Raw genomic sequence first — 14187 nt, 5'->3', positions numbered from 1 at the left:
CGCCCCGCCCGCCGCGCCGCGCGCCATCGCCCCTCTCACTGCACGTTCATCGGCAGCAGCACCATCTGCTTGCCCTGCAGGTGCAGCCGCTCCTGCAGTTCCACCGGGGTCTGGTTGTGCAGCCAGGCGGTGAGGAAGTTCACGCGGCGGAAGATCAGCTTGCTGGCGAAGCAGACGCTGTTGGGGTACTGGGCGGTCACGGCGTCGACCAGGCCGATGAACTCGCGCACCGGATTGGTCCCGTAGGCCGCGCGCGCTTCCGCCGCGAGCCCGTGGCGCTGGCTGCAGGCCACGTAGTAGCGCAGCGATTCTCCCACGGCCTGCTGCAGCCGCTGCAGCGTCTCCTGGCCTTCATAGCTCTGCGCGTCGACCTCGCCCACGGCCAGGAAGACCACGTTCTTGAAGTGCCCGGGGAACAGGCGCTGCACCCATAGCAGCGCATGCATGCTGGCGCCCCGGTGCTTGCCCACCAGCAGCACCGCGGTCGGCGCGGCCGGGTCCAGCGGCCGCACGCGCTCGGCATCGACCAGCGGCGCGCTGCCGGCGAAGAGCGCATCGGCGCGCGCCAGCTCGGCGCGGGTGGTGGTGTAGTGGCGCTTCACGCCCAGGCACAGCGCGATCACCAGCCCGGTCACCAGCACCGTCAGCCAGCCGCCGGCGCCGAACTTCTCCACCAGCGTGATGACCAGCACCGAGGCGGTCACCGAAAAGCCCAGCAGCGACAGCGCGAAGCGCACCAGCCAGCGCGGCTGCGTGCGATGGCGCCACCAGTACACGCACAGGCCGAACAGCGACATGCTGAAGGTCAGGAAGACGTTGATGCTGTAGAGCACCACCAGCACCGACACCTCGCCGCGCGTCCACAGCAGGATCAGCAGGCTGGCGACGCCCATCACCACTACGCCGTTCTGGCGCACCAGGCGCGCGGACAGGTCGCGGAAATGGCGCGGCACCCAGTAATCGCCCGCCATATTGGAAAGCACCGCGGGCCCGTCGAGGAAGCCGGTCTGCGCGCCCACCAGCAGCAGCCCCGCCTCCGAAGCCAGCACCAGCGCCAGCAGGCCGTGCGCGAGCGCGTCCGAGCCCAGCCCGAGATTGCCGATCACGCTGCGGAAGACCACCGCGTTGAGGGTCTGCCCTTCCTGCGGCGCGGCATGCCACAGCATGTACAGCAGGATGATGCCGCCGGCGGTGAAGGCCAGCGAGCTGGCCATGTAGAACATGGTCCATTTGCCGTTGGCCACGCGCGGCTCGGCCAGCATGTTGACATTGTTCGAGACCGCTTCCAGGCCGGTATAGGTGCCGCCCCCGAGCGAGAAGGCGCGCATCAGCAGCGCCGCCACCACCATGGTGCCCATGGTCTGCGACAGGTGCGAGGCCTCGCCCACCGCATCCGGCACCACGGCGGCCAGGCGCTGCCCGTGCGCGGCGACGCCGTAGACGATCAGGCCCAGGTGCAGCACGACGAAGGCGAGGAAGATCGGCATCAGGACCAGGATCGATTCCTTCATGCCGCGGAAGTTCAGGCCGGTCATCAGCACCACGATCAGCAGCTCGGTGGCCAGCTTGAAACCCTGCGCCCCGACCGGCAGCAGGCTGAAGAAGGCGTCGACGCCGCTGGCCAGCGAGGTGCTGACCGTCAGCACGTAGTCGACCAGCAGGGCCGCGCCCGAGACCAGGCCGGGCACCGGCCCCAGCAGCGCGGTCGAGACCCGGTAACCACCCCCGCCGCTGGGGAACAGTTCGATGACCTGGTTGTAGCCGACGGCGATGATGAAGACCGTGGTGGCGGTGGCCACCGCCAGGAACAGCGCCAGCGGCGTATGCGCGCCCAGCGCCAGGAAGGCTTCCTCGGGACCGTAGCAGGAAGAGGACAGGCCGTCGGCACCGAGTCCCACCCACGCCAGCAGCGGCACCACGGCGATCGCGTGCCGCGTGCCCGGGGCGAGCGGATCGAGCGGCTGGCCGGCCAGGAGGTTCCACCACTTCGATTGGCGCGCCATGGTCTTCTCCCGTCCCCGTCTGCCGCGCGGCAGATGCCGGCGCGCGGGATGCCGGGCCGCAGGCACGTCCACGCCGAAGGCCGGGGACGTGGCCCGGATGCAACCAATCTAGGCGAGGGACAGGCGGCACGCAACGCCGCCGCGTGCGCCAGGCAGACCTGGCGCGCCAGGTGTCAGGCGCAAGACAACTCAGGCATGCTTCGCCTGTTCGCACAGGGGACAGATGCGCTGCAGCCCCCCGTCCTGCAAGGCGCCGGCAGTCTCCGCGGCCGGCGGCTCGCAGCGGCAGCCGGCCACGGCCGGGACCGTGGCCGGCACAAAGCGGTAGTGCACGCCCAGTTGCACGCGCCGCTCCCAGGTGCCGGAGGGGTCGAGTTCCAGCAGCCAGAGCCGCGTCTGCAGCGACCAGTGCAGCACGGTCTCGCTGCTCACGCCGAGCTGGCGGGCAGCGTCGGCGACCGACCAGTGGTGCGAGGCGATGCCGAAGAAGGCGCGCAGCTTGTCCTGCGGACGCAGCCGCGCCATCGGCGTGCCGGTCAGCCGGTTGAAGCGGCGCCGGCAGGCGTGGCACAGGAACTGCGGCAAGCCCGAGCTGTCGTGGCCGCACGGGCTCGCGTCCTGCGTGCCGCAGCGCGGGCAGGACGGCGGCTGCCGGCTGTCCGAGCGCAGGCGGCGCCAGGCCGCCTCGAGAAAGCCGGCCAGCGCCTGGTCGGCCGCCTCGTCGGCGACGCTGGGGCGCCAGTGCATCAGCGCCGTGGCGCCGTCATCCGCCGCCGTCCTGCCCGTGCCCCGCTCTTTGCTGCGTGCTCCGCCGCGTGCTCCGCTACGCTCAGCGGCGCGCATTGCCCGGCAGCACGGAGTTCCGGTTATCCGATTTGGCCGGCTTGGCCGGCTTCTGCGCACCGCCGCCGGCGGACCTGGCCGAGGCCCCCGCCAGCGCCGGGGCCAACGCGAGACAGCAGGCCAGCATGGCCACGGCCAGGCGTCCCGGCGTCGTCTTGGTTCCGTTCATCTTCCTTCTCCCTGCGGGCCAGCGCGCCGGGTGGGGCGCGCGGGCAAGATCGTCAAGCCGATGGTGGCCCCGGCGGAGCGGCTGCGCAAGTGCCGGCAGGTGCCGGCAAGCCTCCGGCACCGCCGCCATCAGGCGCTCGCGCCCCCCGCCAGCGCGGCAGGCTCGGCGCCAGCATAGTCGCCATCATGATTGCCGTTGTTGCCGCCGTTGCCCCCACCGTTGCGGCGGCGGTTGACCCAGGCGAACACCACCGGCAGCACCAGCAGCGTCAGCAGCGTGGTGGTCACCATGCCGCCCACGATCACCAGCGCCAGCGGCCGCTGCGCCTCCGAGCCGATGCCGTGCGACAGCGCCGCCGGCAGCAGGCCCAGGCCGGCCAGCATGGCCGTCATCACCACCGGGCGCAGCCGCAGCGAGGCACCCTCCACCACCGCTTCATGCAGGTCGTCCGCGCCGGACTGCGACAGGCGGTTGATGTAGGAGATCAGGATCACCCCGTCCTGGATGGCGATGCCGAACAGCGACAGGAAGCCGATGCCCGCGGAGATGCTCAGCGTCTCGCCGGCGATATGCAGCGACAGCAGGCCGCCGATGGCCGCGAACGGCACGTTCAGCACCACCATCAGCGCGTCCTTGAAGTTGCCGAAGGTGCTGTACAGCAGCAGGAAGATCACCAGGATGGTCACCGGCACGATCACCGCCAGCTTGCCCTGGGCGATCTTCATCTGGTTGAACTGGCCGTCCCAGAAGATGGTGTAGCCGGCCGGCAGCGCCACGGCGCGCTTGACCTCGGCCTGCGCTTCGGCCACCGCGCTGCCGAGATCGCGCTCGCGCACGCTGAACTTGATGGCGATATAGCGCTTGCCGGATTCGCGGTAGATGAAGAAGGGACCGTCGGTGGCCTCCACCTTGGCCACCATCGACAGCGGGATGCGCTGCCCGTCGGGCGTGTCCACCAGCAGGCGGTTGATCACGTCCGGGCTGCTGCGCGCGCTGTCGTTCAGGCGCACGGTCAGGCCGAAGGTCTTCTCGCCATCGAGGATCTGCGTGACCGGGTCGCCGCCGATGGCGTACTGCACCACGGTCTGCAGGTCGTCGACGCTGAGGCCGAAGCGCGCCATCTTCTCGCGGTCCACCGAGATGTTCAGCGTGGGCTGGCCCAGTTCCTTGAAGATGCCCACATCGGCCAGGCCCGGCACCTTCTTCAGCACCGCCTCCACCTCCTTGGCCTTGTCCTGCAGGGCAAGCAGGTCGGAGCCGAAGATCTTGACCGAGTTCTCGCCCTTGACCCCGGACAGCGCCTCGTTGACGTTGTCCTGGATGTACTGCGAGAAGTTGAACTCGATGCCCGGCACGCGGTCCAGCCGCGCGCTCAGGCGCTCCACCACCTGCTGCTTGGTCGTGCCCTTGGGCCAGGCGTCGCGCGGCTTGAAGTAGAGCGCGTATTCCTGGTTGTAGACACCGCCCGAATCGGTACCGTCATCGGGACGGCCGATCTGCACCGCCACGGCGGCGACTTCGGGCTGCTCGCGGAAATAGGCGCGCAGCTCCTTGGCGACGCCGGCCGAGTAGTCGAGGTCGGTGGTCACCGGCAGCGTCACGCGCAGCCACAGGTTGTTCTCTTCCAGCGTGGGCAGGAACTCGGTGCCCAGGTAGCGCGAGCTGTACAGGGTGGCGCCCAGGCCGAGCGCGGCGGCCAGGAAGACCATGCCGGGGCGCTTGAGCAGGCCGCGCAGCAGCGGCTTGTAGCCGCGCAGGATCCAGGCGATGAAACGCGGCGAATGCGGCCGCAGCGAACCGCTGAAGACGAAGGAGGTCACCGCCGGCACGAAGGTCAGCGCCAGCACGATCGAGGCCAGCAGCGCGAAGCCCATGGTGAAGGCCATCGGCTTGAAGATGATGCCCTCCACCCCGCCCATGAAGAACAGCGGCGAGTAGGCCACGATGATGATGCCGGTGGAGAAGATCATGGCCCGCTGCACTTCGCCGGTGGCCTTGACGATGGCGTCCTGCGGCTTGGCCTTGCCCTCCTCCAGGTGGCGCATGATGTTTTCCATCACGATCACCGCCGCGTCCACGATCAGGCCGAAGTCGATGGCGCCCAGCGAGATCAGGTTGGCCGGCACCTTGAAGTGATCCATGTTGATGAAGGACACGCACAGCGCCAGCGGGATCACCGCCGCCACCACCGCGGCCGCGCGGAAGCTGCCGAGGAAGATGAACAGCACCACCAGCACCAGCGAGATGCCGACGAACAGCGCATGCTCCACCGTGCCCATGGTGAGGTCGAGCAGGTTCTGCCGGTCGTAGAAGGTCTTGACCTTGACGTCGGGCGGCAGCACGTTGCGGTTGATCTCGTCGATCTTGTCGCGCACGCGCGCCAGCACCTCGGTGGCATTCTCGCCGCGCTTCATCAGCACGATGCCCTGCACGATGTCGTCATGCTGGTCGAACTGCACCATGCCCAGGCGCTGAGCATGGCCCTCGCGCACCTCGGCGATGTCGCGCACCCGCACCGGCACGCCGTTGGTCGCCGCCACGGTGACGTTGCGGATATCGTCCAGCGTCTGCAGCAGGCCCACGCCGCGCACCACGAACTGCTGCTCGCCGGCCTTCATCAGCCCGCCGCCGGTGTTGGCGTTGGCATTGGTCACCGCGTCGATGACCTGCTTGAGCGTGAGGCCGTAGGCCTGCATCTTCTCCGGCGTCGGCACGATCTGGTACTGCTTGACCATGCCGCCGAAGGCCGTGATGTCGGCCACGCCGGGAACGTGCTTGATCTCCTTGTAGACGCTGTAGTCCTGCAGCGTCTTCAGCGTGGTGACGTCCACGCCGTTGCCTTCGATGCGGTAGCGCAGGATCTCGCCGGTGGCATCGCCGTCCGGAGAGAGATCCGACTGCACGCCCTGCGGCAGGTTGGCCTGCGACAGGTAGGTGACGAAGTTCTGGCGCGCCTTGAAGCTGTCGACGCCCTCCTTGAACTTCACCGTCACCACCGACAGCCCGAACAGCGACACCGAGCGGAAGGACTGCACGTCCGGCACGCTGGCCAGCGCGTTCTCCACCGGGATGGTGATCTGCTGCTCCACCTCCACCGTGCTGCGGCCCGGCCATTGCGTGATGGCCTGCACCGTCACCGGCGCCACGCCGGGATAGGCCTGCAGCGGCAGGCGCAGGAAACTCAGGACCCCGACCACCAGCAGGGCGACGGCCAGGAAGACGATCATCAGGCGCCGCTTGATGATGGCTTGAATCGGCGAGAAGGCCATCTCAGGACTCCTGCTTGAGCAGCATCTCGTTGAGCAGCATGCCCCCTTGCGTGAACACCTTGAGCGGCTGCGCCAGCGGCACGCCGTCGGTCACGGCGAACATGCCGTCACCCTGCGGCATGCCCTGCACCACCTGCCGGCGCACGTGCTGCGCGTCCGGCTGCGTCAGCAGCACCAGCTTGCCCTGGTCCTTGACGATGGCCGACTGCGGCACCACCAGCGCCTGCCGGCTGCCGGTCACGATGCGCGCGGTGGCGTACATCTCCGGCTTGAGCAGCCCGTCCGGGTTGGGCACGTCGCAGCGCACCTGCAGCGTATGCGTGTCGGCATCGACGTTCGGCGCGATGAAGCTCACCCGGCCGGTGTAGCGCCGCCCCGGGTAGGCCGCCGTCTCGATCTCGATGGCCTGGCCCAGCTTGACGTTGCGGATATCGTGCTCGTACAGGTTGCCGGTGAACCAGACCGAGCTGGTGTCGATCACGCTCATCAGCGCGTCGCCCACGTTCAGGTAGGAACCCTGGTCCATCTCACGCTTGACGATGGTGCCGCTGATCGGCGCCCGGATCGTCAGCGTCTCGCTGACCGTGCCGCGCTCGCGGATGCGCGCGATGTCCTCGCTGCTCGCGCCCAGCACGCGCAGCTTGTTCTCGGCCGACTGCATGGTCTGGCGCGCATCGTCCAGCAGCTCCTTCAGGTCGCTGCTCGACAAGGTGTGGTAGGCATTGTGCGACAGCAGGAACTCGTTCTGCGCCGCGATGTAGTCGGGCGAGTACAGCTCGGCCAGCGGCTGGCCGGCGCGCACCTTGGCGCCCTCGTACACCAGGATGCGTTCCACCCGGCCCGCCACCCGCGCCGAGGCCAGCTTGGCCTGCTGCACGTTGTAGGCCAGCCGGCCCGGCGTCGGCATGTCCACCCGCACCGGCTGCGCGCTGAAGGTCGCGCTCTGCACGATCTTCGGGTCGAAGCCGCCTTCGGGCAGCGCCAGCGTGGTGGGGATGGCGCGTGCGCGCGGCTGCGCGGCCTGTCCGGCCGCCGCGTCGGCCAGCGCCGTCGGCTTGCCCGGCGCACCCTCCTTGCCTGCCGTCTCCGGCCCCTGCGCCGTATTGCGCTGCGCCCAGAAATTGCCGCCCACGGCGCCGCATGCCAGCGCCACCACCAGGCCGGCGCCCATCATCAGGTTCTTGTTCATCCGCTCAGATCCCGCTAATCCTGCATTCCATCAAAGAGATTCCCGCCCCACCGCCGCCGCCAGCGTGTAGTACGCCTGGCGCGCGTCCGCCTCCGCCTGCGCCACCGCCAGCTCCGCGTTCTTCAAGGCGGTGCTGGCCGTCAGCAGGTCGGTGAAAGCGGCGTTGTTGTTGGCGTAGTTGGTGAAGGCCATCTTGTAGGCGGCCATCGCCTCGGGAAGCTGCCGGCGGCGCAGGAACTCCATCTGGTTGACGGCCTGGCGCAGGGTATTGTGTGCGGTGTTCACGCCCAGCAGGGTCTGCTGGCGCACGGATTGTTCATTGGCGTCGGAGGCCACCTTGTTGGCCACCGCCTCATCCACCCCGTAGCGTTCCTTGGTGAAGAAGAACAGAGGAATGATGATGTCGAATTCGATGCCGAAACTGGCCGGCCGGAAGCCCAGCGGCGGATTGTTGCCGTTGACGGTGCCGACGATCTGGAAGTCGGGCAGGTAGGCCTTGCGCGCCAGCCGCACGCCCTTCTCGGCCGCGTCCACCAGGTGGCGCGAGGCGCGTACGCTCGGATGCTCGCGCAGCGCCATCTCCTCCAGCTCCGGCAGCGGCGCGGCCGGCAGCCGCGTCGCGCTGCTGTCCCGGCGCAGTTCCAGGGGGAAGGCCGGCGCCTTGCCGATCAGCGTGTTGATCGACTTCAGGCCGTTCTCGTACTGCCGCTCCAGCGTGAAGGCATCGTTCTGCGCGCTGCTCTGCGCCACCTGCGCGTTCAGGTAGTCGACGTAGCCGGCCGCGTTGTTGGCGTAGCGGATGCGCGCCACCTGCTTGACCTGTTCGAGCCGCTTCAGGTTGAGCTGCAGCACCTCGAGCTGGGCCTTCTGCGACAGCGACTGGAAGTAGGTGGTGCTGAGCTGGGCGTAGAGCTCGAGGAACAGCGCGTCGCGCTGCGCGTCCAGCGACTCCGCCTGGGTATCGGCGATCTCCGCCGCCAGCGCCTTCTTGCCGGGGAAGGGGAAGGACTGCGTCACCGTATAGCTGAACTGCTCAGCGCGGGCGAAGGCCAGCGGGCTGCTCCTGGGCAGGTTGCCCCAGATGAAGCCGACCTGCGGGTTGTTGGGCGCGGCGATCTGCGGCACCTGGGCCTTGGCGGCCTGATAGAGCGCGCGCGCCTGGATCAGTTGCGGATTGTTGGCACGCAGTTCCTGCGTCAGCTCCCACAGCGAGAAGCCGGGGCCGATCACGCCCGCGGCTGCATCCTGCACGGCAGCCTCGGCGGGGCGCCCGGCCGCGCGCGCTGCGGCGCCGTCGGCCGCCGCCGCAGTCGTCGTCGCCTTGGGCGCGGCCGGTGCGGCAATGCGGTCCCAGCCGGACAGCGGGCCCGCTCCAGCGCGGCTCGCCGGCGCGCTCCGGCCGCCGCGCATCACGGCGGCAGGATCGGTATCGTCTTTCAATTCGATGGCAAAGGCCGGCTGGCCGAGCTGCGCCAGCAAAGCCAGTACCCCCGTCGCCAGGCCGGCGGGCGTCATCTGCTTCAACACGCGTTCTTCCCTTCTTTTCTCTTTTGTGCTGCATTTATCGCAAGTACAGCTTTCAGCGACCTTTCCGCGCGGTTACAGATGGCTTACTCGCTACCTAGGGATTTCCCCTGCACGTGGCGACCTGGCGCCGCGCATGCCCTGCTGGCGACGGGTGCGCGCCGCCTCGGCGCCACCGTAAGATGACGGCTTGCCAAGATCCCCGCGGAGGGAATGCCATGCAAGCAAACAGCGCCGGCCTGCCGGACCTGGCCCCCCTCGGGGCCGCGGAACTGGCCCGGGCCCTGGCCGCCGGGCACGTGAGCGCGCTCGCCGCCTGCGACGCCGCCATCGCCCGCATCGAGGCCGGCGACGGCGCCATCAATGCCGTGGTGGTACGCGATTTCGAGCGCGCCCGCGCGCAGGCGCGCGCCGCCGACGCGGCGCTGGCGCGCGGCGAGCGCCGGCCGCTGCTGGGCGTGCCGATCACCGTCAAGGAATCGTTCGGGGTGGCGGGCCTGCCCAGCACCTGGGGCCTGGCCATCGCGCAGCAGGCGCGCGTCACCGAAGACGCCGTCGCCGTGGCCCGCCTCAAGGCCGCCGGCGCCGTCCTCCTGGGCAAGACCAATGTGCCGGTGGTGCTGGCCGACTACCAGAGCCGCAACCCGGTCTACGGCCTCACCCGCCATCCGCACGACCTGTTGCGCACGCCGGGCGGGTCGTCCGGAGGTGCCGCGGCCGCGCTGGCGGCGGGCTTCGTGCCGCTCGAGCTAGGCTCCGACATCGGTGGCTCGATCCGCGTGCCGGCGCACTTCTGCGGGGTGTGCGGCCACAAACCCAGCCACGGCCTGGTACCCACGCGCGGCCATGACTTTCCCGGCTACCCCAGCGCCCCCGACGTGCTGTCGGTGGCCGGCCCGCTGGCACGCCGCGTGGCGGACCTGGAACTGGCGCTGGAGGTGCTGGCCGGCCCCGACCGCGAGGCCGCGGCCGCCTACCGCCTGGCTTTGCCGGCGGCGCGCCGCGACGGCGACATGCGCGGCCTGCGCGTGCTGGCCCTGGATGCCCACCCGCTGGCGCGCGCCAGCGCGGCCGTGCGCGGCGCGGTGGCCACCGCTGCGGAGCGCCTCGCCGCCGGCGGTGCCGAGGTGGCGCGCCACAGCGAATGGCTGCCCGACCTGGCCACGCTGCACGAGGACTACGCCCGGATCCTGCTCACCATCACCACGCGCGGCGGTCCGAACCCGCCACCCTCCATCTCCGCGCACGAATGGCTGGGCCTGATGGACCGGCGCATGCAGTGGCAGAACTGCTGCCGCCGGCTGTTCGAAGCCTTCGACGTGGTACTGATGCCGCCGTTCGGCAGCGCCGCCTTCCCCCACATCGACAGTGTCGACTGGGATGCCACCACGCTGGACCTGGACGGCGAGCCCGCGCTCTACCGCGAGCAGCTCGCCTGGGCCGGGCTGGCCACCCTGCCCGGCCTGCCGGCGACCGTGGTGCCCGTGGCCACCGATGCGCAGGGCCTGCCGCTGGGGGTGCAGGTGGTGGGGCCGCTGCTGGAAGACCGCACGCCTCTGGCGGTGGCGCGCTGGCTGCAGGAATCCGGCGCCTGACGCCAGGCGCGCGGCCGGCACCGGCGGTGCGCCAGGGGCCCGCCCCTCACTCGGCGCAGGCCGGCGCGCACAGCGCCTTGCCGGTCTGCACGAAGAAGCCGTCGTAGATCTCCCGCTCGAGCACCGTCTTGGTACGGGAATCGCCATTGCTGTCCCAGACCGTGCGCTCGAAGCGCGCCCGCACCAGGGTGGCACGGCCGCCCTGGCCGGCGCGCACCAGCACGATGGCGGCCAGCCGCTCGTGGTCGGGCTTGGCCGGGAGCATGCCGGCGCGCTGCTTGATGGCGCCGCGCAACAGCTGGCGCCATTTCGGCAACAGGGTCTGGCTGCGGCCCGCCTCCACCAGCCCGGTCTCCTTGTCCACCGAGACGGGGGCAAAGCCCAGCGCGGTCAGGGCGCCGGCCACGGCGTCGAGGGTCCGCTCCGGCGTGGTGCCGGTGAAGACGCGGTCGCGCAGACCCTGCAGGGTCTGCCGCTCGGCCTCGCTCAGATCGACCTCGACTTGGCTGGAGCTGTAGCGCACCAGGTTGCCGCCGCTGCCGATCTGGCGCTCATTGGCGGGCGGGTCGGCGCAGGCGGCCAGCAGGATGGCGGCCGCCAGGCAGGCGCGCCGGCCTGCGCCGGCTGCGATGGTGCGCCACTTCGATGCCGCGGGCGCGGGGGACGGCGATATGATCCGCATCGGGGTTGTCGGGGGGGCTGTCCAGTCGCGCCATGATAGGGAGCCGGCCCGGCCGCCACAAACGAGTTTTCTTGACCGACGCTTTAGATTTGCTTTGCCCTCCACCACCACCAGCCACAACAGGAACGACGAGCCACGCCCCATGCGACGCCTGCCGCCACTGAACGCCCTGCGCAGCTTCGAAGCCGCCGGACGCCTGAACAGCCTGACCCTGGCCGCCGAGGAACTCCACGTCACGCAAAGCGCGGTGGCGCAGCAGATCCGCGTACTGGAAGCCTTCTTCGGCCAGAAGCTGTTCGAGCGCGATGGCCGCTCCTTGCGCCTGACCCAGCGCGCCCAGCACTACCACGTCGACGTGGCGAGCTGCATCGGACGCCTGGCCGAGGCCTCCGAGCAGATGTTCGACGCCCCCGACCGCCGCCAGGTGCGCGTCAACAGCTCGGTGTCGTTCGCGCATGGCTGGCTGCTGCCGCTGCTGGCGCGCTTCCACGCGGCACACCCGGGCATCGAGGTCCAGGTGGTGGCCACGCCCGACCGCGACAGCGAGCGCATCGAAGAAGGCTGCGACGTGGTGATCCGCCGCTACACGCCCGAACTGCGCCGCCAGGGCTTCGTCTCGCGGCCCCTGCTGGCCAATGCCGCGGTGCCGGTCTGCTCGCCGCATCACCCGGCCTTGCCGGACTGGCGCGCCCCGGCCGATCTGCGCCACGCGCCGCTGCTGCACTACGCCGGCATCGCGCGCGCCTGGCAGTACTGGTTCCACCAGGCCGGCGTGGCCGCCGGCGAGACCCTGCGCGGGCCTTTCTACGAGGAGTTCTTGCTGGTGGTCAAGGCCGCGCAGAGCGGGCTGGGTGTCTGCCTGGCACCGCGCGCGGTGGTGCAGGACGACATCGAACATGGCCGGCTGGTGGCGCTGTTCCCCGAGGTGCGCCTGGAAGGACCGCCCTACCACTGCCTGTACCGCGACGATGCCGACGACCGCGCGCTGGGCTCCTTCACCGCGTGGCTGTTCCGTACTGCCCGCGAGCGGCACGGGCCGGCGCTCGACGGACTCGCGGCGGATTGAGCCGGCCCCTGCGTGAGGCAGGGCGCCGCGCCCGGCAGGCGCGGCGCACACCGAGTTGCGCCAACATCACCCTGAAACGGGCTGGCACCGCCCTGCCCGTTGACGTTTCGTCGGCGTTTCGTCGCCGTTCCTCCGCATTTCACGACAACCGCCCGCATTCCGTCGCAGCGGCCCGGCGCCGCGGCCGCCGTCCGGCGATGATGCCGCATCGCCCCACCACGACGCCCGCCGCCAGGCCTCCTTTGCCCTGGGACCGGCGCCGCCAACCCGGAGACATGCCATGCTGATCGCCATCCTGCAACACACGCCCGGCTGGGTCTGGCTGCTGCTCGCGGCCCTGGTCGCCTACGGCCTGGCCCAGAGCACGCCAAAGCAGGTATCGACCGCCCGCGCGATGGCGGCGCCGCTGGTGATGGCGGTGCTGTCCTGGAGCGGCCTGGCGGCGGCCTTTCCGCACCAGCCGCTGGCGCTGGCCGCCTGGGGCGCCAGCGCCGCGGCGGCCCTCGGCCTGGCGCGCCGGCTCGGCCTGTGGCGCGGCATGCGGCGGGCGCCGTCGGCGCGCCACCTGCTGCTGCCGGGCAGCTGGCTGCCGCTGGCGCTGATCCTGTGCCTGTTCGCCATCCGCTTCGCCGCCGGCGTCGCCCTGGCGCGCGACCCGGCCCTGGCCCTGCGCAGCGACCTAGGGATTGTCTTCGCTTTCGCCTATGGTGGGGTCAGCGGTATCTTTCTGGCTCGCGGGCTGCAGGCCTGGAGGCTGACGCGCAGCGCGCTGCCGCAGGGCCTGCCGGGCTGAGCAGGCTGGGCGGGCCGGGCGGACGCCCAGCCCGCCACCGGCCATCCCGCCGCCACGGACCGCGCCCCCCAACGAGACCAGCCGCCCGCCATGCACGACCTGGACCGCTTCCTGCTCCATACGGCCGTTCCCGCCGTCTTCCTGCTCGCGCTGATCGAGGCCATCGTGCTGTCGCGCCGGCAGCGCTACGACTGGCGCGCCTTCTGCGTCTCCACCTTCGACCTGGCGGCGCGGCTGGCGGTCGGCATCTTCCTGCCGCTGTCGATCGCGGCGCCGCTGGTGCACGCGGCCCACGCGCACCGCGTCGCCACGCTGCCCCTGGACAACTGGGCCGCCGTGCCGCTGCTCTTCCTCGGCCAGGAGTTCTGCTACTACTGGTATCACCGCGCCGCCCACCGCATGCGCTGGTTCTGGTGCAACCACGCGGTCCACCACTCGCCCAACGAACTCAACCTGTCGGCGGCCTTCCGCATCGGTGTGCTGGGCAAGGCCAGCGGCACCGCCCTGTTCTTCGTGCCGCTGGCCTGGCTGGGCTTTCCACCGGCCATCGTATTCGCCGTGCTGTCGCTCAACCTGCTCTACCAGTTCTGGCTCCACGCCACCTGGATTCCCCGCCTGGGCTGGCTGGAGGGCATCCTCAACACGCCCTCGGCGCACCGCGTGCACCATGCCTCCAACCTGGACTACCTCGACGCGAACTACGGCGGCGTGCTGGTGGTGTTCGACCGGCTCTTCGGCACCTACGTGCCGGAGCGCGCCGACCTGCCCTGCCGCTACGGCCTGGTGCACCCCATGACCAGCTACAACCCGCTGCACGTCGAGTTCGCCCAGTGGCGCGCGCTGCTGCGCGACCTGGCGGCAGCGCGCAGCCTGCGCGCCGTGCTGGGCTACCTGTTCCTGCCGCCGGGCTGGTCGCCCGACGGCCCGGGCGAGACCACGGAAGCGCTGCGCGCGCGGCGCGATGCCGGCGGCGCGGGTGCGGGCGCGATCGCGGGCAGCGGCCACACCGGAGCGGCATTGCCGGCGACGGCACATGGCCCGAGCGGGAGCTGAT

11 protein-coding genes are annotated in these 14187 nt (G+C 70.6%); 4 read left to right on the top strand and 7 right to left on the bottom strand.

Features of this window, described 5'->3' with window-relative positions; genetic code table 11:
- Positions 1-35: 35 nt before the first annotated feature.
- The 6 genes from BKK79_RS28190 to BKK79_RS28165 form a co-directional block, all read right to left on the bottom strand.
- A complete protein-coding gene (locus tag BKK79_RS28190) occupies positions 36-2003 on the bottom strand; it encodes an APC family permease (protein ID WP_071016798.1) in 1968 nt (655 codons plus the stop codon).
- Positions 2004-2192: 189 nt separating this feature from the next.
- A complete protein-coding gene (locus BKK79_RS28185) occupies positions 2193-2750 on the bottom strand; it encodes a DUF746 domain-containing protein (protein WP_157903320.1) in 558 nt (185 codons plus the stop codon).
- An 82-nt stretch (positions 2751-2832) separates the two neighbouring features.
- Positions 2833-3015: a hypothetical protein gene (locus BKK79_RS28180; RefSeq protein WP_071039462.1), complete on the bottom strand. Its 183-nt coding sequence runs from the start codon at positions 3013-3015 to the stop codon at positions 2833-2835.
- A 128-nt stretch (positions 3016-3143) separates the two neighbouring features.
- Entirely contained in the window at positions 3144-6284 is a 3141-nt protein-coding gene (locus BKK79_RS28175) for an efflux RND transporter permease subunit (protein WP_084085269.1), read from the bottom strand.
- 1 nt (position 6285) lies between these two features.
- Positions 6286-7473 carry an efflux RND transporter periplasmic adaptor subunit gene (locus BKK79_RS28170; protein ID WP_071039461.1) on the bottom strand — a complete coding sequence of 396 codons (1188 nt, stop codon included), beginning with the start codon at positions 7471-7473 and terminating at the stop codon, positions 6286-6288.
- 30 nt (positions 7474-7503) lie between these two features.
- Positions 7504-9000, bottom strand: a complete 1497-nt coding sequence (locus BKK79_RS28165; RefSeq protein WP_232346468.1) for a TolC family protein — start codon at positions 8998-9000, stop codon at positions 7504-7506.
- A 215-nt stretch (positions 9001-9215) separates the two neighbouring features.
- Between BKK79_RS28165 and BKK79_RS28160 the strand changes: the two genes are divergently transcribed.
- Complete coding sequence (locus tag BKK79_RS28160) at positions 9216-10592, top strand: amidase family protein (RefSeq protein WP_071039460.1); 1377 nt, start codon at positions 9216-9218, stop codon at positions 10590-10592.
- Positions 10593-10638: 46 nt separating this feature from the next.
- On the opposite strand, the gene BKK79_RS28155 is transcribed toward BKK79_RS28160, so the two are convergent.
- Positions 10639-11274, bottom strand: coding sequence for a hypothetical protein (locus BKK79_RS28155; RefSeq protein WP_232346467.1), 636 nt, complete (start codon positions 11272-11274; stop codon positions 10639-10641).
- A gap of 142 nt (positions 11275-11416) precedes the next feature.
- On the opposite strand from BKK79_RS28155, the gene BKK79_RS28150 reads away from it, so the two are divergent.
- The 3 genes from BKK79_RS28150 (at position 11417) to BKK79_RS28140 (ending at position 14186) form a co-directional block, all read left to right on the top strand.
- Positions 11417-12340, top strand: a complete 924-nt coding sequence (locus BKK79_RS28150) for a LysR substrate-binding domain-containing protein (protein ID WP_071039459.1) — start codon at positions 11417-11419, stop codon at positions 12338-12340.
- 136 nt (positions 12341-12476) lie between these two features.
- The gene (locus BKK79_RS28145; RefSeq protein ID WP_442873305.1) at positions 12477-13133 is read left to right on the top strand and encodes a DUF6622 family protein; all 657 of its coding nucleotides are present in this window, start codon (positions 12477-12479) and stop codon (positions 13131-13133) included.
- Between the two features lie 90 nt (positions 13134-13223).
- Positions 13224-14186, top strand: coding sequence for a sterol desaturase family protein (locus BKK79_RS28140; protein WP_071039457.1), 963 nt, complete (start codon positions 13224-13226; stop codon positions 14184-14186).
- The last annotated feature ends 1 nt before the right edge of the window (position 14187 follow it).

It is taken from the genome of Cupriavidus sp. USMAA2-4 (genome assembly GCF_001854305.1).
Taxonomy (GTDB): Bacteria; Pseudomonadota; Gammaproteobacteria; order Burkholderiales; family Burkholderiaceae; genus Cupriavidus; species Cupriavidus malaysiensis.
Note: the sequence above shows the minus strand (reverse complement) of the source record. Positions and strands in the feature narration are given on the sequence as shown.

Excerpts from the sequence above, each read along its gene's own strand:
- BKK79_RS28155 (WP_232346467.1), bottom strand. The coding sequence starts at position 11,274 with ATGCGGATCATATCGCCGTCCCCCGCGCCCGCGGCATCGAAGTGGCGC.
- BKK79_RS28175 (WP_084085269.1), bottom strand. The coding sequence starts at position 6,284 with ATGGCCTTCTCGCCGATTCAAGCCATCATCAAGCGGCGCCTGATGATC.
- BKK79_RS28150 (WP_071039459.1), top strand. The coding sequence starts at position 11,417 with ATGCGACGCCTGCCGCCACTGAACGCCCTGCGCAGCTTCGAAGCCGCC.
- BKK79_RS28160 (WP_071039460.1), top strand. The coding sequence starts at position 9,216 with ATGCAAGCAAACAGCGCCGGCCTGCCGGACCTGGCCCCCCTCGGGGCC.
- BKK79_RS28170 (WP_071039461.1), bottom strand. The coding sequence starts at position 7,473 with ATGAACAAGAACCTGATGATGGGCGCCGGCCTGGTGGTGGCGCTGGCA.
- BKK79_RS28140 (WP_071039457.1), top strand. The coding sequence starts at position 13,224 with ATGCACGACCTGGACCGCTTCCTGCTCCATACGGCCGTTCCCGCCGTC.
- BKK79_RS28190 (WP_071016798.1), bottom strand. The coding sequence starts at position 2,003 with ATGGCGCGCCAATCGAAGTGGTGGAACCTCCTGGCCGGCCAGCCGCTC.
- BKK79_RS28180 (WP_071039462.1), bottom strand. The coding sequence starts at position 3,015 with ATGAACGGAACCAAGACGACGCCGGGACGCCTGGCCGTGGCCATGCTG.
- BKK79_RS28185 (WP_157903320.1), bottom strand. The coding sequence starts at position 2,750 with ATGCACTGGCGCCCCAGCGTCGCCGACGAGGCGGCCGACCAGGCGCTG.